Origin of the sequence: Arthrobacter sp. NicSoilB11 (assembly GCF_019977375.1) — a bacterium.
Lineage (GTDB): Bacteria > Actinomycetota > Actinomycetes > Actinomycetales > Micrococcaceae > Arthrobacter.
Window position 1 is genome coordinate 3,724,603 of record NZ_AP024657.1, and the last position, 19,410, is coordinate 3,744,012.

21 protein-coding genes are annotated in these 19,410 nt (G+C 66.7%); 13 read left to right on the plus strand and 8 right to left on the minus strand.

Going from position 1 to position 19,410, the window contains the following annotated elements; all coding sequences use genetic code 11:
• The first annotated feature begins 111 nt into the window (after nucleotides 1-111).
• On the plus strand, nucleotides 112-2,283 hold the full coding sequence (locus LDO14_RS17380; RefSeq protein WP_223992688.1) for a transglycosylase domain-containing protein: 2,172 nt from the start codon (nucleotides 112-114) through the stop codon (nucleotides 2,281-2,283).
• 134 nt (nucleotides 2,284-2,417) lie between these two features.
• On the opposite strand, the gene LDO14_RS17385 is transcribed toward LDO14_RS17380, so the two are convergent.
• The 3 genes from LDO14_RS17385 to LDO14_RS17395 all read right to left on the minus strand — a co-directional run bounded on the left by LDO14_RS17385 (nucleotide 2,418) and on the right by LDO14_RS17395 (nucleotide 4,016).
• The gene (locus tag LDO14_RS17385; protein WP_223995302.1) at nucleotides 2,418-3,017 is read right to left on the minus strand and encodes a DUF1992 domain-containing protein; all 600 of its coding nucleotides are present in this window, start codon (nucleotides 3,015-3,017) and stop codon (nucleotides 2,418-2,420) included.
• 156 nt (nucleotides 3,018-3,173) lie between these two features.
• On the minus strand, nucleotides 3,174-3,671 hold the full coding sequence (locus LDO14_RS17390; protein ID WP_223992689.1) for an SRPBCC domain-containing protein: 498 nt from the start codon (nucleotides 3,669-3,671) through the stop codon (nucleotides 3,174-3,176).
• Between the two features lie 12 nt (nucleotides 3,672-3,683).
• Nucleotides 3,684-4,016, minus strand: coding sequence for a metalloregulator ArsR/SmtB family transcription factor (locus LDO14_RS17395; protein ID WP_134165462.1), 333 nt, complete (start codon nucleotides 4,014-4,016; stop codon nucleotides 3,684-3,686).
• Between the two features lie 82 nt (nucleotides 4,017-4,098).
• Between LDO14_RS17395 and LDO14_RS17400 the strand changes: the two genes are divergently transcribed.
• Entirely contained in the window at nucleotides 4,099-4,824 is a 726-nt protein-coding gene (locus LDO14_RS17400; protein WP_223992691.1) for a Type 1 glutamine amidotransferase-like domain-containing protein, read from the plus strand.
• Between the two features lie 31 nt (nucleotides 4,825-4,855).
• Here LDO14_RS17400 and LDO14_RS17405 read toward each other — a convergent pair whose 3' ends face one another.
• Nucleotides 4,856-5,590: a GAF and ANTAR domain-containing protein gene (locus LDO14_RS17405; RefSeq protein WP_223992693.1), complete on the minus strand. Its 735-nt coding sequence runs from the start codon at nucleotides 5,588-5,590 to the stop codon at nucleotides 4,856-4,858.
• Nucleotides 5,591-5,657: 67 nt separating this feature from the next.
• On the opposite strand from LDO14_RS17405, the gene LDO14_RS17410 reads away from it, so the two are divergent.
• The 5 genes from LDO14_RS17410 (at nucleotide 5,658) to LDO14_RS17430 (ending at nucleotide 9,291) form a co-directional block, all read left to right on the plus strand.
• Complete coding sequence (locus LDO14_RS17410) at nucleotides 5,658-6,377, plus strand: GAF and ANTAR domain-containing protein (RefSeq protein ID WP_223992695.1); 720 nt, start codon at nucleotides 5,658-5,660, stop codon at nucleotides 6,375-6,377.
• Between the two features lie 9 nt (nucleotides 6,378-6,386).
• Nucleotides 6,387-6,737 carry a hypothetical protein gene (locus LDO14_RS17415; RefSeq protein WP_134165464.1) on the plus strand — a complete coding sequence of 117 codons (351 nt, stop codon included), beginning with the start codon at nucleotides 6,387-6,389 and terminating at the stop codon, nucleotides 6,735-6,737.
• A gap of 100 nt (nucleotides 6,738-6,837) precedes the next feature.
• Complete coding sequence (locus LDO14_RS17420) at nucleotides 6,838-7,569, plus strand: GAF and ANTAR domain-containing protein (RefSeq protein ID WP_223992697.1); 732 nt, start codon at nucleotides 6,838-6,840, stop codon at nucleotides 7,567-7,569.
• 318 nt (nucleotides 7,570-7,887) lie between these two features.
• The gene (locus tag LDO14_RS17425; protein ID WP_134165466.1) at nucleotides 7,888-8,082 is read left to right on the plus strand and encodes a hypothetical protein; all 195 of its coding nucleotides are present in this window, start codon (nucleotides 7,888-7,890) and stop codon (nucleotides 8,080-8,082) included.
• 171 nt (nucleotides 8,083-8,253) lie between these two features.
• On the plus strand, nucleotides 8,254-9,291 hold the full coding sequence (locus LDO14_RS17430) for a nitronate monooxygenase (protein ID WP_018770611.1): 1,038 nt from the start codon (nucleotides 8,254-8,256) through the stop codon (nucleotides 9,289-9,291).
• Nucleotides 9,292-9,384: 93 nt separating this feature from the next.
• Here the strand turns inward: LDO14_RS17430 and LDO14_RS17435 are convergent, their stop codons facing one another.
• Together LDO14_RS17435 and LDO14_RS17440 are read right to left on the minus strand one after the other, a co-directional pair.
• Complete coding sequence (locus tag LDO14_RS17435) at nucleotides 9,385-10,425, minus strand: NAD(P)-dependent alcohol dehydrogenase (protein WP_223992700.1); 1,041 nt, start codon at nucleotides 10,423-10,425, stop codon at nucleotides 9,385-9,387.
• Between the two features lie 146 nt (nucleotides 10,426-10,571).
• On the minus strand, nucleotides 10,572-11,588 hold the full coding sequence (locus tag LDO14_RS17440; protein ID WP_018770613.1) for a zinc-dependent alcohol dehydrogenase family protein: 1,017 nt from the start codon (nucleotides 11,586-11,588) through the stop codon (nucleotides 10,572-10,574).
• A 140-nt stretch (nucleotides 11,589-11,728) separates the two neighbouring features.
• Between LDO14_RS17440 and LDO14_RS17445 the strand changes: the two genes are divergently transcribed.
• The 6 genes from LDO14_RS17445 (at nucleotide 11,729) to LDO14_RS17470 (ending at nucleotide 17,618) form a co-directional block, all read left to right on the plus strand.
• Nucleotides 11,729-12,622: a helix-turn-helix transcriptional regulator gene (locus LDO14_RS17445; RefSeq protein WP_223992701.1), complete on the plus strand. Its 894-nt coding sequence runs from the start codon at nucleotides 11,729-11,731 to the stop codon at nucleotides 12,620-12,622.
• A 356-nt stretch (nucleotides 12,623-12,978) separates the two neighbouring features.
• The gene (locus tag LDO14_RS17450) at nucleotides 12,979-14,097 is read left to right on the plus strand and encodes an ABC transporter substrate-binding protein (protein WP_223992702.1); all 1,119 of its coding nucleotides are present in this window, start codon (nucleotides 12,979-12,981) and stop codon (nucleotides 14,095-14,097) included.
• On the plus strand, nucleotides 14,094-14,948 hold the full coding sequence (locus LDO14_RS17455) for an ABC transporter permease (RefSeq protein WP_223992704.1): 855 nt from the start codon (nucleotides 14,094-14,096) through the stop codon (nucleotides 14,946-14,948). The genes LDO14_RS17450 and LDO14_RS17455 overlap by 4 nt, the downstream gene beginning before the upstream one ends.
• Nucleotides 14,924-15,682: an ABC transporter ATP-binding protein gene (locus tag LDO14_RS17460; protein WP_018770617.1), complete on the plus strand. Its 759-nt coding sequence runs from the start codon at nucleotides 14,924-14,926 to the stop codon at nucleotides 15,680-15,682. Before LDO14_RS17455 ends, LDO14_RS17460 begins: the two co-directional genes overlap by 25 nt.
• 24 nt (nucleotides 15,683-15,706) lie before the next feature.
• Nucleotides 15,707-17,083: an LLM class flavin-dependent oxidoreductase gene (locus LDO14_RS17465; protein ID WP_018770618.1), complete on the plus strand. Its 1,377-nt coding sequence runs from the start codon at nucleotides 15,707-15,709 to the stop codon at nucleotides 17,081-17,083.
• A 112-nt stretch (nucleotides 17,084-17,195) separates the two neighbouring features.
• Entirely contained in the window at nucleotides 17,196-17,618 is a 423-nt protein-coding gene (locus tag LDO14_RS17470; protein WP_018770619.1) for a universal stress protein, read from the plus strand.
• A gap of 77 nt (nucleotides 17,619-17,695) precedes the next feature.
• Here LDO14_RS17470 and LDO14_RS17475 read toward each other — a convergent pair whose 3' ends face one another.
• Nucleotides 17,696-18,091, minus strand: coding sequence for a cupin domain-containing protein (locus tag LDO14_RS17475; protein WP_026265976.1), 396 nt, complete (start codon nucleotides 18,089-18,091; stop codon nucleotides 17,696-17,698).
• 44 nt (nucleotides 18,092-18,135) lie between these two features.
• Entirely contained in the window at nucleotides 18,136-19,377 is a 1,242-nt protein-coding gene (locus tag LDO14_RS17480) for an MFS transporter (protein ID WP_018770621.1), read from the minus strand.
• Nucleotides 19,378-19,410: the final 33 nt, after the last annotated feature.

Consider the following 19,410-nt stretch of genomic DNA (forward strand, 5'->3'; position numbering starts at 1 on the left):
AACTATCGCTTGGTCAATGGTTTGGTGTGACCAAATCCTGACCTTCCGCCACTGTTTCGGCCCTTGGCAGGGGCGTATCCTGTTCCCACCTCACAGGACGAGGGCTGAGGAATGGTGAAGAAGCGGAAGCGCAGGGGCGGTTTTGGCGCGGCCCTGGGACGGGTCCTGGGGTTCCTTGCAGCGAGCGTCATGTGCGGCGTGCTGGCAGCCAGCTTGGTGGTTCCGGCTGTGGCAGCCGCCGGGATGGGCGTCAGTTCCTCCATTGGCTTCTTCGAAAGCCTGCCGGCGGAATTGACGGTGCAGCCGCCGTCGCAGGCTACGAAGGTCCTGACCGCCGATGGGCAACCGATCGCCACGTTTTACGCGGAGAACCGTGTGCGGGTACCGCTGGACCAGATGTCGCCCTTCATCAAGACCGGCATTGTCGCCATCGAGGACAGCAGGTTTTACGACCATGCGGGTGTTGACCCGCAGGGGATCCTGCGGGCGATGGTGTCCAACCTGACCAAGGGCGGCGAGCAGGGCGCCTCGACCATCACCCAGCAGTACGTCACCAACGTCCTGAACGAGGCACAGCTCTCACAGGACAGGCCGGACGCGGTGGTGCTGAACGGGCAGAAGACCCTTGGCGACAAACTGCGGGAAATGAAGCTCGCCATCACGCTGGAGAAGAAGTACACCAAGGACCAGATCCTTGAGGGTTACCTCAACATCGTGTTCTTCAGCAGCAACGCCTACGGAATTGAAGCCGCGGCACGCTACTTCTTCAGCACCAGCGCGAAAGACCTCACCCTTCCCCAGGCAGCCTTGCTGGCCGGGCTGGTCAACAGCCCAACCCTGTACAACCCGGCCACCAACCCGGACAAGTCCATTGTGCGCCGCAACCAGGTCCTGTCCGAGATGCTGCGCCTGCGCAAGATCACCCAGGCCCAGCATGACGAGGCCGTGGCCGCTCCGATTGAATTGAAGATCACGCCCCAGCAGCAGGGTTGCGCCAATGCGGCCATCGCGCCGTACTTCTGCGATTACATCTCGCACCTGATCCTCAACAATCCTGCCTACGGCCCGACGGAACCTGAGCGGGAACGAAGGCTGTACCGGGGTGGGCTCACTATCGTCACCACCCTGGACAGCAGGCTTCAGGCCGCCGCACAGGCCCAGGTTGACGGAACCGCAGGCGCAAATCCTGACCGGTGGGCAGCTTCGCTGCTAACCATCCAGCCCGGCAGCGGCAAGATCCTGGCGATGGCCCAAAACACGGTGTTCCTTCCGCAACCCGGCAAGTTCGACACCAACCTCAACTTCAACGTGGATGCCAAGGACGCCCAGGGCAACGACCTGAACGGCGCCGGAGGTTTCCAGCCCGGGTCCACCATGAAGCCCTTCACCTTTGCGGAGTGGCTGAACGAGGGAAAGTCGATCACCGCCGAAGTGGACGCCTCACGCCGCGTCTATCCCCTGGGGTTCCCGTGGAAGGACAGCTGCGGAAAGGTGCTGGGAGCCTACAGCACCGCGCAGGCAAACCCCGCCCTTGGTGCTGCCGACGACCTGCAGAATGCCGAGGACGGCTTCTACCGGCCGATGCCCGTCAACTACGGCCTGTACAACTCGATCAATACCGCCACCTTCGCCGCGGCGGCACAGCTGGACTTCTGCGGCATCCAGAAAATGGTGGATGCCGTCGGGCTGCACAGTGGCCTCGACAGCACCCCGGTCAACATGCACCAGCTGGGCAACCTGCTGGGCGGAACCGGCGTTGCCCCCCTTACCCTTGCCAATGCCTTTGCCACTTTCGCCACGGACGGCCGCTTCTGCGCACCCATTGGACTGGTTGATGTCACGGATGCAGCCGGGGCGAAGCTGCCCGCCCAGGCCCCGGACTGCCACGATGCCGTCAAACCGGACGTAGCCCGCGGCGTCAACTCGGTACTGCAGGATGTCCTGAAGAAGGGCTCCGGTGTCTGGATCAACCCGAAGGTCCATGACAAGGTCCCCACCGCAGCCAAGACCGGGACCTCGAACAACAACGGTTCCACCTGGGTGGTGGGATACACCACCGGCATGGTCACCGCTTCCTTCTTCGGGGATGCCCTGGAAGGCCAAAAGCGGCCAGGACAAAACGTGACCATCAACGGCACCTTCTACCCCCGGCTGGACGGATACATGATCGCCGGTCCACAGTGGGCCAACTACATGCTCAAGGTGGCGCCGCTTTATCCCGCAACCCCGTTCGCGCCGCCTCCCGCTTCGATGATTGGTCCCAGCCCTACCCCGAAGCCGTAGGCCCTGGCTTCAGCGGAGCGGCAGACCTCAGGGGTCCGACAGCGACAGCCACCCAAAAGCCCTATGTGGAAAACCAGCTGACCGCCGTTAACTGTCCCCCCATCTGCCAGTCGGCTCCATGAGCAGTGGAACCCTTATTCCTGGCCCGTCCCCTTCCATAACCGCTTCCACCAGGAACGCTGGGGCTCCGGTTCGGCGGGAACTTCCACACTCCGCGCCGCACGCCGGCTGCGCCAGCGCTCCACCTCCTCCTCCACGTCACGGGTCTTGGTGACCACCGGCGGCCCGCCCTGCAGCTGGCGGCGGGCATCGATCACGCGCCGGTTGAAATCCTGAAGGAGGTCCCGGACCTGCTGCTCGGTGTACTGGGTATCCAGCTTGGCTTCGAGCTCAGCGTCCTCGCCGCGGAGCAGGATGGCAGCCGGGCCCAGGCCGCTGATATGTTCCCGCTGGATCAGCCCCTTGACCCACCAGTCGGGATCGTACGAGTCCCCCAGGCCGGGGATCGGTTTGCCCGCGTACTTGAGGTTGTCGAACTTGCCCTGTGCCATGGCGTCCCGGACCAGGTACTCGGCGCGGGCGGCATCACTGACTTTCCTCCGCTTCTCACGCTCCCTCTCGTCGAGGGCGTCCAGCGCGGCTTCCTCCTCGGCACTGATGCCGGCGCCGCGGAATGAACGGAGCTCCACTGCCCTCTCCAGGCGCTTCCGGAAATCCCCTGTCCCGCCGCTCATTGCTGCCACCGCCTTCCCTCGGCCTGAACCACCTTCCAGTATTTCAACGGGCGGCTTCCTTGTTCAACGGCAAAGGTGGGCGGACGACGGCGGGACGTCCCGCCGTCGTCCGCCCACCAGATGCTGTGGCGGGAGTTCGTCGTGGCAACCGTGCAGTCAGGCGTGGGCGTGCTCGGCGAGGATGCCGTCGATCTGGCCCACGGCTCCCTTCAGGCCCTCCTCCATGCCCATGGCCACCATCTGCTCCAACTGCTCCTCGGATTCAAAGGACGATTGGATGGTCATGCGGGTACGCTCCCCCAGCGGCTCCAACGTGACCGTGGCGTGGGTGACGCCCAGGTCGCCGGTGGGATTGCCGTCGTCGTCCGCGAACCCGTCGTCGAACTGCAGCGTCCGCGGGGCATCAATCGCTGTGAATTCCCACCAGCCGTGGGCCTTCTCCCCCTCCGGGCCGGTCATGTAGTAGTTGGCACGGCCGCCGGGGACGAATTCCAGTTTGTGGAATGTGGCCGGCCAGGTGGGTGGGCCCCACCAGCGCTCCAGCTGGCGGGGGTCCTCCCACAGCTGCCACACACGATCGACGCCGGCGTCGAACTCTGCGACCAGGGTGAGGGTCAGCGCCTCCGGGTTCTTGTCCATAGTGATGACTGCCATGGCAATGCCTTCCTAACCTTCAGCGAGAATGTCTGCCATCCTGGCGGCGCGCTGCCGCCAGATTTGTTCATATTCGTCGAGCAGCTGCCGGGCTTTCCGCAGTCCTTCATGATTGCCCCGCACGATCTGCTCCCTTCCGCGTTTTTCCTTGGCGACCAGGGATGCCCGCTCCAACACCGCCACATGCTTCTGGACGGCCGCAAAACTCATGGCATAAAGCGCTGCCAGGCCGGAAACGGAGTACTCGCCGACAGTCACCCGGCGGACGATGTCCCGCCTGGTGGAATCGGCGAACGCCTGGAAGAGGCGGTCCAGTTCAGTCTCAGTCAGCGTATCTACAACCATTTGGTTGTAGATTAGCCCTCAGTTGGAAGTGCGTCAATGGTCCTGCCGTGGGCACCCCGGCCGTGCCGGTATCTTGAAGGCCATGAGCATCTTCCTCGCCGGGGCGGGCCCGGATCCGCTGGCATTCCAGGAGGTCTTCGACCGGTTCGCACTCGACGTCCGGGAACATGCCGGCCGCCGGACTCCCCGCATCGCCGTAGCCGTGGACCAACGCGGCGGCAACCTGCAGGAACTCGTGGCCGCCTGCGCCGAACCCCTCCAGGCCAGGATCGAGTGCGACATTGCTGCCGTACCGCTTCCAGACGGCAAGCCTGCCGACCCCGGCGCTTTCGCGAAAGTCAATGCGGTGGTGGTGGGCGGCGGTCTCACACCGGCCTATTGGGAGGCCCTGCACCCCGCGGCCGCAACGATACGGCGCCTGGTTGCCGGCGGCGCACCCTATCTGGGGTTTTCCGCCGGCGCCATGGTGGCACCCCGGCGGGCGTTGGTTGGCGGATACAAGGTCAACGGAGTGGAAGTTTGCGGCGAAGAGTGCTCGGAGGGCCTGGACTCAGTGGATATCCGCGAGGGTCTGGGGCTGGCCGGGTTTTCCGTGGATGTCCATGCCGCCCAGGCCGGGACCCTGAGCCGTGCCGTGGGCGCCGTGGCAGCTGGCCTGGTGGAAAGGGCGGTGGCCATTGACGAGCAAACAGCCGTGGTTTTAGCGGCCTTGGGCGACGGGGACTACGACGTCATCGGCAGCGGCCACTGCTGGGACGTTCACCGAAGCGGAGGGACCGCCGTCGTATCCGTAAGATCTGCACACTGACCGGACCGGAATCAGGTTGGCAACCTGCCGGCTACGAGTCGAAGTGCGTGCGGACGCTGGTGCCGGACAACTGCTCAATCAGTTCCTTGGCAACATCCCGGAGCTTACGGTTGCGGTTGCTTGAGACCTTGGTGAGGATCTCCATCGCCTCTTCCTGCGAGCATCGGTTCTGCGCCATGATCACGCCGCAGGCCAGATTGATGGCGGTCCTGCTCTCAAGGGCGGCTTCCAGGTCCTCGGCCCGGTTTTCGCTCGTGTTGATGCGCACGGAGAGCTGCATGGTGTTGTGGGCGGCACCAGCGAAACCAACTGCCTTATCGTATACATCAGCGGTGAACGCGTGGGGTTTGGCGGCGAAAAAGTTCAACGCCGCCCTTGCATCACCGGTTATCACCAACGGCACGCCAAGGCTGCTGCGCACGCTGTGCTCGGCCAGCTTCTTGTTGAAGTCCGGCCATCTCGGGTCTTCTGCGACGTCGTCAATCATGATCGGAGTCATCTCCCGGAGGGCACGGACGCAAGGCCCGTCGCCCAACAGCTGCTCTATGTGGTCGAGCTCCAGCGCACGGTCGCTGCTGCCGGCTGCAGTGGCAGGACGCCGCCGGACTTTGAGGGTGACAGCACACTCGATCGTGTCGTTCGCAGCTTCGGAGACCGCTGCGGCAGCCATGCCCGACAGCCCGGACAGGAAATCCACAATGCCCTCCGCGCCCACCAGGATTTCCTGCAGCTGACGGACCGACTCGTTATCTGCTGATGTCGACATGCTGCAATCCTACTGTTGCAGCCAAGCGGCGCGTGGAGACGCCAAGTGGTTAACATATGCTGGAGAGATGCCCCAGCACCTGCCCATTGACGAGCTCAGCATTGTGATTGCTCGGATTCAGGGATTGTTGCTGACAGAGGAAAAGGTGGGCACCGCGGTCAGCCTCCTGGCGCGGGCCGCCAAGGAGTCAGTCCCGGGCACCATCGGTGCTGGCGTGTCCCTGCTTGACTCCCGGGGCCGGCGGACCAGCAGCGGCTACACCGACGGGGTGGTGGAACAGGCTGACGCCGAACAGTACCGCCATGGCGAAGGTCCCTGCCTGACAGCCTGGGCGGCAGAGATTCCCGTCCTGGTCCAGGACCTCCACGACGACATGCGGTGGCCGCTATGGCGGGACTCGGTGCGGGAACTGCCCATCCGGTCAGTGGTGAGTGCACCGTTGATGGCCGGCAAGGAAGCGATCGGCGCCCTCAAACTGTATGCCGCCACACCGTCCGGCTACGACGAAACCAGCGTGCGGCTGATTCAACTGTTCGCCGGGCCGGCCGCGACCCTTCTGTCGCACGTCCAAGGAAGCGAAGCTCCGCGCAAAATGACGGAAGGGCTGCAGACTTCGCTCCACAGCAGGGATGTCATCAACCGCGCCTGCGGTGTGGTGATGGAACGCCTGGGCACGACGCACAAGGCGGCGCTGCAACAGCTGATGAACCAGGCGCGGAACGAGCGCACCACCCTGCTGAACATCAGCGAATCCATTCTGGCCGGGACGCCGGCGTCCGGGATTTAGGCAGCGCGGATGGGTTTCGATCCACACGAACCGGAACAAAGGCGCCGGCTCCGTGCAGCCCTCAGGGCAGCGGATATCTCCGTGTCGGAGCTGTGGTTGAAGTACTTTGGCATGTCCGGAGACGCAGGCGAATATGAGGTGGAGGCCTACCTGCAGGGCCTTCTCTCGCTGCCGCCGATCCAGCGCGACCTGCTGGCGCTTGCGGCGAACGAGTTGATTGACGAGCGGCCGCGGCCGCGTGCGCCCTACTCCAATGACTTCACATCCAGGCCGGAGGCCGCGGAAGAGGATGCGGATGGGGATGCGGAAGGGGATGACGACGGCGGCAGCGAACCAGGCGCCGCCGCGCCAAGCTCCTGAAGCAGCATCAGTGAGACGGGCATCAAACCCTGTTCGGAATCCCCTTTACAGGCGTAGTGTCGAATAAAGGATCACTGGCGCAACTAGGGATTGAGGCCTTATGGCCAACAACGATGCAGTCACCACCGCAGACCAGTATCAGGATTTATTGCTCAACACCCCGGAATTTTCGCAGTTCCTCCTGGGCCTTGCGACCATATCCGCGTCGCAGCTGGGGGGAGACGGGACGCCGGTGGCATGTACGGTCACCGTGGAGCGCGACGGCGCCCTGTCCACGTTTGCCTACAGCAGCGAAGAGGGCCGCCGGCTGGACGAGACCCAGTACGCCTTTGGCATAGGCCCATGCCTCGCCGCGCTCAGGGAGCAGCGCAGCGTATTGATCGACGACCTGCAGCTTGACCAGAGGTGGGCACCGTACACCTATGCCGTTGCAAAGCTGGGTGTGCGCTCGGTTTTGGCGGTACCCATCCGCACGGAGCCCCTTTCCCAAGCGGCCCTCAATTGCTACGCGCATGCTGTCCATGCCTTCGCCGCCGAGACCGTCAAGCTGGTGGAGGACCAGGCGGCGTCGATGTCCCGCATCCTTCGGCTCGCCCTGCGGCTCCACGCCCCCGAGGTCTTTTCCGAGGACCTGCGGGCCGCACTGAAGTCGCGCGCGGTGGTTGACGCGGCCATTGCGCTGGTTATGCTCCAGGCCCGCGGCGGCCGGGACGGCGCACTGGACCTCCTCCAGGCCGCTGCCGCATCCGGCAACCGCCGGATCCAGGAGATTGCGCGGGAGATCGTGGCGAGGGGCAGCCTTAATGCCGATCCGGGTGGGGGTAAAAGATGAATGCCGAATGGACCGGCGGCCGGACCAGCTGATCGAAGCCGACGAGCAACGGCGTGGAGCAGCACTGCGCTTCCGTAACGCCGGAGTGGACTGTGCGCCCGCTCACAAGTGATGAGAATCACTCGCAATAATAGGGCATTTTGGTTGAGCAGGCACTTTCGTCATGGGCACTATGGAAGGGCAGGGCCGGACACATCGGCCCTTGACATCCTGGTGACGCAACGAGGCCCACCGGTGAGCACCGGCCACCGATCCTCTGAGCGCGGACAGGCCAATTGACCGGACGCAGCGCCGGCTTGATACAGGAAAGTCTGAACAATGACGTTTAATACTGCCGAATCCGTGACCCTGAAGATCTGGGACCGTACCTCACTCCACGAGACCCTCGATTCCGCGGTCAGCGACCTGTCGTCGCGCCACAACACCACCACCTGCCGCATCGATGTCACGTGCAGCGGGCCCAACACCTTCACCCTGAGTGTGCGCGGCGACGAGGCGGCACTGGCCCTCTAGGCACTCCCACCACCAAGGGGCGCGGACGACGCCGGGGAACCACCCGCCGTCGTCCGCGCTTTTTTTGCTGCCCCGCGGGGACGGGGGCCCTGACCGCACAACCTGGCGCAGCTCGCCGCCGCGGAACGGCGTAGCATTCGTGAGGTACGCGCAGCAGGACGGGGAGGAAACATGGATACCCAGCAAAAGCCCGGCCGGTTCAACCTCGGGTCCCTGGCAGTGCCGATCATCCAGGCACCGATGGCAGGCGGGCCCTCCACACCTCAGCTCGCGGCGGCTGCCACTGCCGCCGGCGGCCTCGGCTTCCTCGCGGCCGGATACAAGACCGCCGCGGCGATGCGCTCCGAGATTGAGACGGTGCGCTCACTCACCAGCCGGGCGTTCGGGGTCAACCTGTTCGTTCCCCAGCCGTCGGTCATCAGCCCGGCGTCCCTTCAGCAGTACGCGGCGTCCCTGGCACCTGACGCCGAGCGCTTCGGTGTCAGCCTGGGCGAGCCACGGCATGACCATGACGACTGGGACAAAAAGCTCGAGGTCCTGCTGGAGCTCGCGCCGGCCGTTGTGTCCTTCACCTTCGACGTTCCCGCTACCGGCGTGGTCCAGGCCCTCCAAAAGCAGGGTGTGTATGTGGTCGCCACGGTGACGGACCGCGGCGAAGCGCTTCAGGCGCTTGAGGCAGGCGCCGACGCCCTGTGCGTCCAGGGCCCGGAAGCCGGCGGCCACCGCGGGACGTTCAAGGCGGATGTTCCGCCTCCCGAGGTGCCCCTGCATGGCATCCTCGAAGAGCTCTCCGACCTTGAGGTGCCGCTCATCGCGGCCGGCGGGATTGCCACGCCCGATGACACGCGGGCTGCCCTCGCCGTGGGTGCCGCGGCGGTCCAGGCCGGAACCGCCTTCCTCCGCGCGGATGAAGCGGGAACCAAGGCGGCGCACCGGGCCGCGTTGTCGTCATCGGAGCGGTTCACCACCACCGCCGTCACCCGCGCCTTCTCGGGCCGCAACGCCCGCGGCCTCTACAACGAATTCATGCGCCGCCACGACCCCGATGCCCCCTACGGCTACCCGGAGATCCACCACCTGACCACTCCCCTGCGGGCAGCGGCTGCAGCCGCCGGCGAGCCGGACTGGCTGAACCTGTGGGCCGGCATCAACTACCGGCATGCCGTGGACGGCCCCGCGGCGGCGATCCTCAAGAGCCTCGCCCCGTAGCGGGTTGATGCTTCTGCCACGGCTGCTGCTTCTGCCACGGACGACGGCGGGCCGGCCCCTTTCGGAGCCGGCCCGCCGCGCGGGGGTGGTGCTTTAGAGGGTGGCGGTGTCGATCACGAAGCGGTAGCGGACGTCCGAGGCAAGGACGCGCTCGTAGGCTTCGTTGATCTTCTCAGCCGGGATGACCTCGACCTCGGCGCCCAGGCCGTGCTCGGCGCAGAAGTTGAGCATCTCCTGGGTCTCGCGGATGCCGCCGATCATGGAACCGGCGAAGGAGCGGCGGCCGCCGATCAGTGCGAACGCATTGACGGGAAGCGGCTCGGCAGGAGCACCAACGTTGACCAGTGCGCCGTCAAGCTTCAGCAGGCCGAGGTAGGAGCTGATGTCGATTGAAGCGCTGACCGTGTTGATGATGAGGTCGAAGGAGCCGGCGAGCACCTCAAACGTGGCGGGATCGCTGGTGGCGAAGTAGCTGTCAGCGCCCAGGCGCAGGCCGTCTTCCTGCTTCTTCAGCGACTGGGACAGGACAGTCACGTCGGCGCCCATGGCGTGGGCGAGCTTGACGGCCATGTGGCCCAGGCCGCCGAGGCCGACGACGGCGACCTTCTTGCCGGGACCGGCGCCCCAGTGCCGCAGCGGTGAGTAGGTGGTGATGCCGGCGCACAGCAGCGGTGCGGCGACATCGAGTTCGATGCCCTCGGGGATGGTCACCACGAAGTCCTCGGTCACCACAACGTGGGTGGAGTAGCCGCCCTGGGTGATGGTGCCGTCGCGGTCAACGGTGCCGTACGTGCCAACGTTGCCCTTGAGGCAGTACTGTTCCTCGCCCTTCTGGCAGTTGGCGCACTCCTTGCAGGAGTTGACCATGCAGCCAACACCAACACGGTCGCCAACGGCATGCTTGGTCACCGCGGAGCCCACCTCTGTAACGATGCCCGCGATTTCGTGGCCGGGAACCAGCGGGTACTGCTGCCGGCCCCAGTCGCCGCGGACAGTGTGGATGTCCGAGTGGCAGATGCCGGCGAACTTGATGTCGATCATGACGTCGTGGGGACCCACCTCGCGGCGCTCAATGGTGGTTGCCACCAGGTCCTCCGTGGCGGACGGGGATGCATAAGCCTTGACGGTAGTCATGGTTCTCCTGTGATCTGTTGGGGGATAACTGAAATGCTACCGGGGTTGTTCGGATCAAACCCCGGAAAAGGTGGGGCCAGCGTGGCCCTGTTGTACCTGGTCTTGGCAGTCCTACCCTCTGCAGCCTGGCCAAGCCGGGTGAAACGTCAGGGCCGGAGGAGCACCTTGATGGCGCGGCGTTCGTCCATGGCCTTGTACGCCTCTGCTGCCTGGTCCAAGGGGAGTTCGAGGTCGAACACCTTTCCGGGGTTGATGTCGCCACGGAGGATCAGGTCGATCAGCTCGGGAAGGTACTGCCGGACCGGAGCGGGACCGCCGTGCAGGTGGACGTGCGAGTAGAACAGGTCCCGGCCTGGCAGCGCCACGTCATGGGAGACACCGACGAAGCCCACATGGCCGCCGGCACGGGTGGCGTGGATTGCCTGCAGCATGGATTCCTGCGTGCCAACGGCCTCGATGACCGAGTGTGCGCCGAGCCCGCCCGTGAGTTCCTTGATCTTCTTCACGCCTGCGTCCCCGCGCTCCTCGACGATGTCGGTGGCGCCGAATTCGCGGGCCAGGGCCTGCCGGTCGGCGTGGCGGGACATGGCAATGATGCGTTCGGCGCCCATCTGCTGTGCGGCCAGGATCCCCAAAAGCCCCACGGCGCCGTCGCCCACCACCGCCACGGTTTTGCCTGGTCCCGCTTCGGCCGCCTTGGCGGCAAACCATCCCGTGCCCAGGACATCGGAGGCGGCAAGCAGCGACGGAACCATGCCGGCGTCGGGCATCTCCGGCGTGGCCACCAGGGTGCCGTCCGCCAGCGGGACGCGCAGGTACTCAGCCTGCGCACCGCCCACGCCCTGCCGGTGGACGCAGCCGCTTTGGTAGCCGGAGCGGCAGATCTCACAGGTGTTGTCCGAGGCGAAGAAGGAGCCAACCACGAATTGGCCGGGGCGGACATTCTTCACGTCGGCGCCCACTTCTTCGACGATTCCCACGTATTCGTGGCCCATCGGCATGGGTTTGGCCAGTTTGTCTGCGCCCCGGTAGGGCCAGAGGTCGGACCCGCAGACACAGGCGGCAACGAGTTTGATGACCGCGTCGCTGGGCTGCCTGATGGCGGGTTTGTCACGGTCCTCGACGCGCACGTCTCCGGGGGCGTGCATGATGGCTGCGCGCATGCTGGGTCCTCCAAGGGGTGGAAAGCTGAAAACGGACAATCCCATCAAACCCGGCCCGGTGAACGTTAGCGAGGGCCCTGCTGTAACTGGTTCTGGCAGAACCTCCTTAGGGCGATGCCGATGGTCGTAACGTGGTCCCCATGGATAACCGAGCCGAGGTCCGACAGTTCCTGTCCTCCCGCCGTGGGCGCATCACCCCTGAGCAGGCCGGCATTGAACCGTACGGCGGCCGGCGGCGCGTACCGGGGCTGCGCCGCGAGGAGGTGGCCCGGCTGGCGGGCGTCAGCGTGGACTATTACACCCGGCTGGAACGCGGGAACCTCAGCGGCGTTTCGGACAGTGTCCTGGATGCCATTGCCGGTGCCCTGGAACTGGACCGCGCGGAACACGACCACCTCTACGACCTGGCCCGGGCGGCCAACACGTCGGGCCGGAAGAGGGCTGCGGGCGCAGGCGGGTCCTCGCCCTCGAAAGTGCGGCCCGAGCTGCAGTACCTCCTGGACACCATCACCGGGGCACCTGCGTTCATCGGCAACAACCGGATGGACATCGTGGCCGCCAACACCCTGGGCTACGCCCTCTACTCGGACATGTACCGTGCCCCGTCACGGCCGGCCAACCACTCCCGGTTCATCTTCCTTGACCCCCGGGCCCACAACTTCTACACCGACTGGGACCGGGCCGCCAACACCAATGTGGCCATCCTCCGCCGCGAGGCGGGCCGCAACCCGCATGACAAGGGCATCGCCGAACTCATCGGTGAGCTGTCCATGCGGAGTGACGAGTTCCGCACGCTCTGGGCAGCGCACAACGTCCGCCGCCACTACGCGGGGACCAAGTTCTTCCAGCACCCCGTGGTGGGCCTCCTGGAACTGAACTACCAGGTCCTGGGCCTGGAAGAGGACCCCGGGCACACGCTCACCGTGTATCCCGCCACTCCCGGCAGCCCTTCCGAGGAGGCCCTCAAGCTCCTGGCCTCCTGGGCGGCCACCGAAAAGATCGCGGACATGGCCCAGGGCCAAGTCCGCGCCTAGGCCACAGGGCTTCACCGGCCGCCGGCCTTCGCCCGCGCCTTGCCGTCCAGTCACATTAACCTCCGTTGCGGTTCGTGGCTCCGCGTTGCCTGGCTTGTCCCCATTGGTCCGCGTTTGTCGGCCGGATGGCGCCATAAGTAGCGCCGTTTCGCAGCGTTTAGCCTCCATTGCGTGCTGCTGGCCAACGCCCTGCGGACCGTGCTTGAGTGTTTTCACGGCACCGGCCAGGCCGTAAGCACCAGCCCAAAGCGCGGGCACGCCGCCGCGCCGACGGCCCCACCCACCTCACACGTCCACCCGGGCACACACCCCGGGGGCCGTCGTCGTACCCGGAATCTTTCCCCGAAAGGAACACCATGTCCTTCCCAGCACCCCCGCCCCACTCCAGCCCCGGCTCCCCGGCATTCACCCGCCGCCGTGCGCTGGGCGCACTTCTGGCGATTCCCGCCGTCGGCCTGCTGTCCGCCTGCGGCGGGACCGCCACCGCAGGCGGCGCCCGCATCAGCCAGGGCGCCCTGGAACCGCTGGCTGCCTCGGTGCCCGCCGGGACCACCATCAAGGTGGGCGATCCCAGCATCAAAGTGGCGCTGGAACTGTCCGGCCTGATCAAGGACCTGGACGGCTTCACGGTGGAGTTCGCCAACATCTCCGGCGGCCCGCAGACAACCGAGGCGTTCCGGGCGAACGCCCTGGACGTGGGGTCCGTGGCGGACATCCCGCCCATCCACGCCACCTGGACCGGCCTCGACGTCCGCATCATCGCCGCGGGCTACCGCCAGGATGCCGTGAACCATCCCATTTATGAGCTGGGCGTCGCCCCGGGAGCGGGCATCAGCCGCCTGGAAGACCTGCGCGGCAAGAAAGTGGCCTACAGCCCGGGCCAGGCGCAGGGTGCGCTGGTGCTGCGGATCCTGGACAAGGCCGGGCTCAGGCAGGAGGACGTCAAGCTGGTGGAGCTGCCCAGCACCGGGGACGCCTACGCCACGGCACTCGCCAGCAAACAGGTGGACGCCGCTCCCCTGGGCGGGGTCCAGATCAAGCGCTACCTGGCCAAGTACAAGGCCGACGGCGCCACCACCATCCGCCACGGGCTGCGCGATGATCCCAGCCTCCTCTACTCCCCCGCCAAGGTCCTGGCCGATCCGGCCAAGGCCGCCGCCCTGGCCGCCTACGTGAAGGTCTGGGGCAAGGCGCAGCGCTGGATCGAAGACCACCCGGCGCAGTGGCTTGACGGCTACTACGTCAAGGACCAGGGGCTGTCCCGCGAGGACGGCCAATACCTGATCGATGCCACCGGCAAGCGCGACCTGCCCACCGCCTGGACCGAAGCGATCGCCAGGCACCAGGAAACCATCGACCTCCTGGCCCGCGAGCAGAAGAAGCCGCAGCTGACGGCGGCCGACCTGTACGACAGCAGGTTTGAAGCCCTCGCCGGCACGGCATTTGCGCCCGCCGGAAAGGCAGGTGCCGCATGAGCGCCGTACTGGACCGGCCCGTGGTGGCAGCCCACCAGGATCCGGCACCGGCAGGGCGGCCGGATGTGCGGCCCGCAGGGAAGCGGCTGGGGCCCGGACGACGCCGGCAGCTCGCCTGGGTGGGCCCGTCCGCCTTGCTGCTGCTGTGGACAGTCTCTTCCGCAACAGGGCTCCTGGACCCGCGCATCCTTTCCGAACCCTGGACCGTGGTGGCCACCGCCGGTGAGCTCATCGCGGACGGCCGGCTCCAGGAGAACCTGGCCATTTCCGCCCAGCGCGCCGGCCTGGGGCTCTTCTTCGGCATCCTGGTGGGCGCCGTCCTGGCGCTCCTGTCCGGGCTGAGCCGGGTGGGTGAGGCCCTCATCGACGGGCCCGTGCAGATCAAGCGCGCCATCCCCGGCCTGGCCCTGATCCCGCTGCTGATCCTGTGGTTCGGCATCGACGAGACCATGAAGGTCCTCACCATCACCCTGGGCGTCTTTGTCCCGGTGTACCTGCAGACGCATGCGGGCCTGCGCGGCATCGACCTGCGCTTCGTGGAGCTCGCACAGACCGTGGGGCTCAGCCGGGCCGGCTTCATCCGCAAGGTGGTCCTCCCCGGTGCCCTGCCCGGGTTCTTCCTGGGCCTGCGCTTCGCCGTGACCGGCGCCTGGGTGTCCCTGGTGGTGGTGGAGCAGATCAACGCCACCAGCGGCATCGGCTACATGATGGAGCTCGCCCGCACCTACGGCCAGACCAACATCATCGTCCTGGGCTTGGCCGTCTACGGCATCCTTGGCCTCCTCTCCGACGGCATTGTCCGCTTCATCGAACGAAAGGCCCTCTCATGGCAGCGCACCCTGGCGGGCTGACCGCCATCGGCCCCGCACGTCCCGTACGTTCCGCCGTTTCCGTCCGGGACCTGGTCCGGGGATTCGGCCCGAAGGGAGTCCTGAACGGCGTTGACCTGGACATCGCCCCCGGCGAGTTCGTGGCCCTGCTGGGACCCAGCGGCTGCGGCAAAAGCACCCTGCTGCGCGCCCTGGCCGGCCTGGACCACGACGTCCGGGGCAGCGGCGTGATCAGCGTCCCGGACCGCGTCTCCGTGGTTTTCCAGGACTCGCGGCTCCTGCCCTGGGACAGCGTGCTGGGCAATGTCACCCTGGGCGTCCGGGAGCACGACGCCGAAGCCCGCGCCCGCAAGGCCCTCGCCGAAGTGGGGCTCGCCGGACGTGAAAAAGCATGGCCGCACCAGCTGTCCGGCGGCGAACAGCAGCGCGTGGCGCTGGCCCGTTCACTGGTCCGCGAACCCCAGCTGCTGCTGGCCGACGAGCCGTTCGGCGCCCTGGATGCGCTGACCCGGATCAGGATGCACGGGCTGCTCCAGGACCTGGTGGCCGCGCACCGCCCAGCCGTCCTGCTGGTCACGCACGACGTGGACGAGGCCATCGCGCTTGCAGACCGGATCGTGGTCCTGGACCACGGCCGCATCGCCACCGTCCGCCCGGTAACGCCGGAGATCCGCTCCTCCGCCGATGCGGCCGGGCATGAAGCCCTCCGCCGCGGCCTCCTCACCGATCTTGGCGTCGTCGGCGCCACCCACTGAACCACCAGACCCGAAGGACTACCCATGACTTCCAATAACCCTCCCCGGCGCCGGCTCCACCTGAACGCGTTCCTGATGAGCACCGGCCACCACGAGGCCTCATGGCGGCTGCCGGAAAGCGATCCGCAGGCCAGCACGGATATTGGGCACTACAAGTTGCTCGCCCAGACTGCCGAGCGCGGCAAGCTGGACTCCATCTTCTTTGCCGACTCCCCCGTCCTGTTCGGCGAGGTGGGCCGCCGTCCTGCCGGCAAGCTCGAGCCCACGGTGCTGCTGACGGCGATCGCCGGCGCCACCGAACGGATCGGGCTGATCGCCACCGCGTCCACCACCTACAACGAGCCCTTCAACCTGGCCCGCCGCTTCGCGTCCGTGGACTGGGCCAGCGGCGGACGGGCAGGGTGGAACGTGGTGACCACGGCCGGCCCGGACGCCGCCCGCAACTTCGGCGTGGACGACCAGCCCGCCCACGCTGTCCGGTACGAGCGCGCCGCAGAGTTCATCGAGGTGGCGCAGAAGCTGTGGGACAGCTGGCAGGACGACGCCGTGCTGGCCGACAAGGCCGAAGGCGTGTGGGGTGACGCGGACAAGATCCGGGCCATCGACCACGAGGGCAGGCACTTCAAGGTCCGCGGTCCCCTGAACGTTCCCCGCTCACCGCAGGGGCACCCGCTGATCGTCCAGGCGGGCTCGTCCGAGGACGGCAAGGACCTCGCTGCCCGGTACGCGGATGCCGTCTTTACCGCCCACCAGACCCTTGCCGATGCGCAGGAGTTCTACCGCGACCTGAAGGCCCGCACCGCGGCCGCCGGCCGTGATCCGGAGGCCATCAAGATCCTGCCGGGCATCGTGCCGGTCATTGGTGCCACAGCGGAGGAAGCCCAGGAGCTGGAGCGCGAGCTGGACCGGCTGATCAAACCCGAATACGCCCGGATCCAGCTGGCCAAGACCCTGCGCGTGGACCCGGAGGACCTCCCGCTGGACCGGCAGCTGCCGGACAACCTGCCCAGCGAGGATGAGATCGAGGGCGCCAAGAGCCGCTACACCCTGATCGTCCAGCTGGCGCGCCGGGAGCAGCTCACCGTGCGGCAGCTGATCGGCCGCCTGGGCGGCGGCCGCGGGCACCGCACCTTCACCGGCACCCCGGTGCAGGTGGCGGACGCCATCCAGGAATGGTTCGACGGCGGAGCGGCGGACGGCTTCAACATCATGCCGCCGGTGCTCCCGTCCGGGCTGGAAACCTTCGTGGACCAGGTGGTGCCCATCCTGCAGGAGCGCGGCCTGTTCCGCACCGAATACACAGGCCGGACCCTGCGGGAGCACTACGGCCTGCCACGGCCGGCCAACCGGTACGCGGGGGCGTCCGCCGCCGGCCTTGCCTCGATTGGATCCGCGTTCTGACTGCCGGGATCCATGAGACGGTGCCCCAGGCCGTGTGATACGAGGGCCCGGGAGGGGTAGTCCCTAGACTGGCAGTGAACATTAAGGCCAGGACTGGACGAAGGAGCAGGACATGAGCGGTGTAATCGTTGTAGGTGTGGACGCCAGCCCGTCCGCACGGAAGGCTGCGGAAGTGGCGCTGGGGCTGGCGGAGTCGCTGGGAGCGACACTCCATGTGGTGACCGCCTTTGAAATGGAGAACGCCGAAACCTTCGGGGTGGGCTCGGACAAGGTGCGCATCTCCAACGCGGACAGCTCGGAGATGGTGGCAAAGTCGCTCGGCGCCTCGCGGCCGGGAGTGGAGATTACCCACTTCGCTGCCCGCGGCAAGCCGGCCGATTCCCTCATCAAAGAAGCCATCCGCCTGGATGCCCGGCTGATCGTGGTGGGCAACCGCAGGATGCGCGGCATCGGCCGGCTCCTGGGCAGCGTCGCCAACAGTGTGGCGCACAATGCCCCCTGCGATGTCTACATCGCGAACACGTACGAGGACTGACCTGCCCCACACACAAGGAGGGCGGACGACGGCGGGAACTCCCGGCGTCGTCCGCCCTCCTTCTGCGCAACGGTGAGTTACGCCCCGTACTCCTCATCGGTCACGTGGCGGAGCCAGGTGACAACCTGTCCGTTCCCGTCGGCTTCCTGCATGGCGAGGTGTGCCATGAACCGCTCAGGGGTGGCCCCGTGCCAGTGCTCCTCGCCGGGTTCGATGTAGACCACATCGCCGGGGCGGATTTCCTGGACCTCGCCGCCGCGGCGGGCCACCAGGCCGATGCCGTCCGTCACGTAAAGGGTCTGGCCCATGGGGTGGTGGTGCCAGGCGGTCCGGGCGCCGGGCGCGAACCGGACGTGCGCGCAGCCAATGGCTGACTGTTCATCCGGATTCCGGATCCCGTCGATCTGGACCGTACCCGTGAACCATTCCTTGGGCCCGGCCGCCGTCTGGCCGCCGCTCTGGGTGTACTTCATGTTCTCCTCCTGGTGGTTCGGGTAGATGGGAAGGTGTGCGTTGGTCATGCTGTCTGCCCGGGGCCGGCAGGCGTGGCCCGGGACGTCACGAAGGCCAGGACGGACGCCGCCGCAAGGACCGCTGCGGCCACCAGGAAGGTGACGCGGTAGCCGGCCCAGTCGAACAGCACTCCGCCCAGCGTGGATCCGATGGCGATTGATGTTTGGATGACGGCCACCATCAGGCCGCCGCCCGCCTCCGCGTTGTGGGGCATCGCCTTCGCAATCCAGCTCCACCAGCCCACCGGCGCGGACGTGGACATCAGGCCCCACAGGCCCAGGAGAACCACGACGGCGGCGATCCACCCGCCGGAGGGAACGAGCGCTGCGGCAAGGACCGCCATGAGCGCCGGAATAAAGACCAGCGTCCGGTACAGTCCGGTGCCGAGAAACCGGCCGATCAGCAGGGTGCCTGCAAATCCCGCCGCACCGATGACCAGCAACACCAGGGACACCATGCCCGCATCGACGCGGGTCACCGTTTCCAGGAACGGGCGGACGTAGGTGAACAGGACGAACTGCCCCATGAAGAAGGCGCCGCAGGCGGCCATGCCCCAGGCAATCGGCCGGCTCTTGAACGCGGCGAAGATCCCGAAGATGTTTCCCGCTGCACGCGCGTGCCTTTGGACGTTCATGGACGGCAGGCTGATCCACTGCCAGAGAAGCGCGAGCACGGCCACCGGCACCAGGCAGAAGAACGCCCCGCGCCAGCCGATGACGGAGCCAAGGTAGCTTCCCAGCGGTGCAGCCAGCACGGTTGCGAGGGCGTTGCCGCCGTTGAAGATGGCCAGGGCCCGCGCCACCTGGTGGGCCGGCACCAGCCGCATGGCGGTGGCTGCCGACATGGACCAGAACCCCCCGATCACCACGCCGATGAGGGCGCGGCCGATCATGAAGAGCAGGTACCCCGGGGCCGTGGCCACCAGCGCCGCGGAGGCGGCCATCAGCGCCGTCAGGCCCAGCAGCAGGGTCTTGCGGTTCATGCCGCCGGCCAGAGTGGACACGGACAGGCTGGTCAGGACGGCCAGCACGCCGGAGACCGCGATGCCCTGTCCCACCATGCCCTCGGAAACCTGCAGTTCCGAGGCCATCGGCGTGAGCAGGCTGACCGGCATGAACTCGGAGGCGATCAGCGCGAAGACGCACAGCGACATCGCGAAGACGCCTCCCCAGTGGGCCTGCTGGTGCCCGGGGATGCCTGGTCGCTGCTGCCCGCTGGTGTTGATGACGGTTGTTTCGGAGGCCATAGCCTCCATCAAAGCGCGCTTCCGAAGCCCTAG

Bases quoted from the DNA above. Each gene is read 5' to 3' on its own strand.
- LDO14_RS17380 (WP_223992688.1), top strand. From the start codon at position 112: ATGGTGAAGAAGCGGAAGCGCAGGGGCGGTTTTGGCGCGGCCCTGGGA.
- LDO14_RS17385 (WP_223995302.1), bottom strand. From the start codon at position 3,017: ATGAGCGGCGGGACAGGGGATTTCCGGAAGCGCCTGGAGAGGGCAGTG.
- LDO14_RS17390 (WP_223992689.1), bottom strand. From the start codon at position 3,671: ATGGCAGTCATCACTATGGACAAGAACCCGGAGGCGCTGACCCTCACC.
- LDO14_RS17395 (WP_134165462.1), bottom strand. From the start codon at position 4,016: ATGGTTGTAGATACGCTGACTGAGACTGAACTGGACCGCCTCTTCCAG.
- LDO14_RS17400 (WP_223992691.1), top strand. From the start codon at position 4,099: ATGAGCATCTTCCTCGCCGGGGCGGGCCCGGATCCGCTGGCATTCCAG.
- LDO14_RS17405 (WP_223992693.1), bottom strand. From the start codon at position 5,590: ATGTCGACATCAGCAGATAACGAGTCGGTCCGTCAGCTGCAGGAAATC.
- LDO14_RS17410 (WP_223992695.1), top strand. From the start codon at position 5,658: ATGCCCCAGCACCTGCCCATTGACGAGCTCAGCATTGTGATTGCTCGG.
- LDO14_RS17415 (WP_134165464.1), top strand. From the start codon at position 6,387: ATGGGTTTCGATCCACACGAACCGGAACAAAGGCGCCGGCTCCGTGCA.
- LDO14_RS17420 (WP_223992697.1), top strand. From the start codon at position 6,838: ATGGCCAACAACGATGCAGTCACCACCGCAGACCAGTATCAGGATTTA.
- LDO14_RS17425 (WP_134165466.1), top strand. From the start codon at position 7,888: ATGACGTTTAATACTGCCGAATCCGTGACCCTGAAGATCTGGGACCGT.
- LDO14_RS17430 (WP_018770611.1), top strand. From the start codon at position 8,254: ATGGATACCCAGCAAAAGCCCGGCCGGTTCAACCTCGGGTCCCTGGCA.
- LDO14_RS17435 (WP_223992700.1), bottom strand. From the start codon at position 10,425: ATGACTACCGTCAAGGCTTATGCATCCCCGTCCGCCACGGAGGACCTG.
- LDO14_RS17440 (WP_018770613.1), bottom strand. From the start codon at position 11,588: ATGCGCGCAGCCATCATGCACGCCCCCGGAGACGTGCGCGTCGAGGAC.
- LDO14_RS17445 (WP_223992701.1), top strand. From the start codon at position 11,729: ATGGATAACCGAGCCGAGGTCCGACAGTTCCTGTCCTCCCGCCGTGGG.
- LDO14_RS17450 (WP_223992702.1), top strand. From the start codon at position 12,979: ATGTCCTTCCCAGCACCCCCGCCCCACTCCAGCCCCGGCTCCCCGGCA.
- LDO14_RS17455 (WP_223992704.1), top strand. From the start codon at position 14,094: ATGAGCGCCGTACTGGACCGGCCCGTGGTGGCAGCCCACCAGGATCCG.
- LDO14_RS17460 (WP_018770617.1), top strand. From the start codon at position 14,924: ATGGCAGCGCACCCTGGCGGGCTGACCGCCATCGGCCCCGCACGTCCC.
- LDO14_RS17465 (WP_018770618.1), top strand. From the start codon at position 15,707: ATGACTTCCAATAACCCTCCCCGGCGCCGGCTCCACCTGAACGCGTTC.
- LDO14_RS17470 (WP_018770619.1), top strand. From the start codon at position 17,196: ATGAGCGGTGTAATCGTTGTAGGTGTGGACGCCAGCCCGTCCGCACGG.
- LDO14_RS17475 (WP_026265976.1), bottom strand. From the start codon at position 18,091: ATGAAGTACACCCAGAGCGGCGGCCAGACGGCGGCCGGGCCCAAGGAA.
- LDO14_RS17480 (WP_018770621.1), bottom strand. From the start codon at position 19,377: ATGGCCTCCGAAACAACCGTCATCAACACCAGCGGGCAGCAGCGACCA.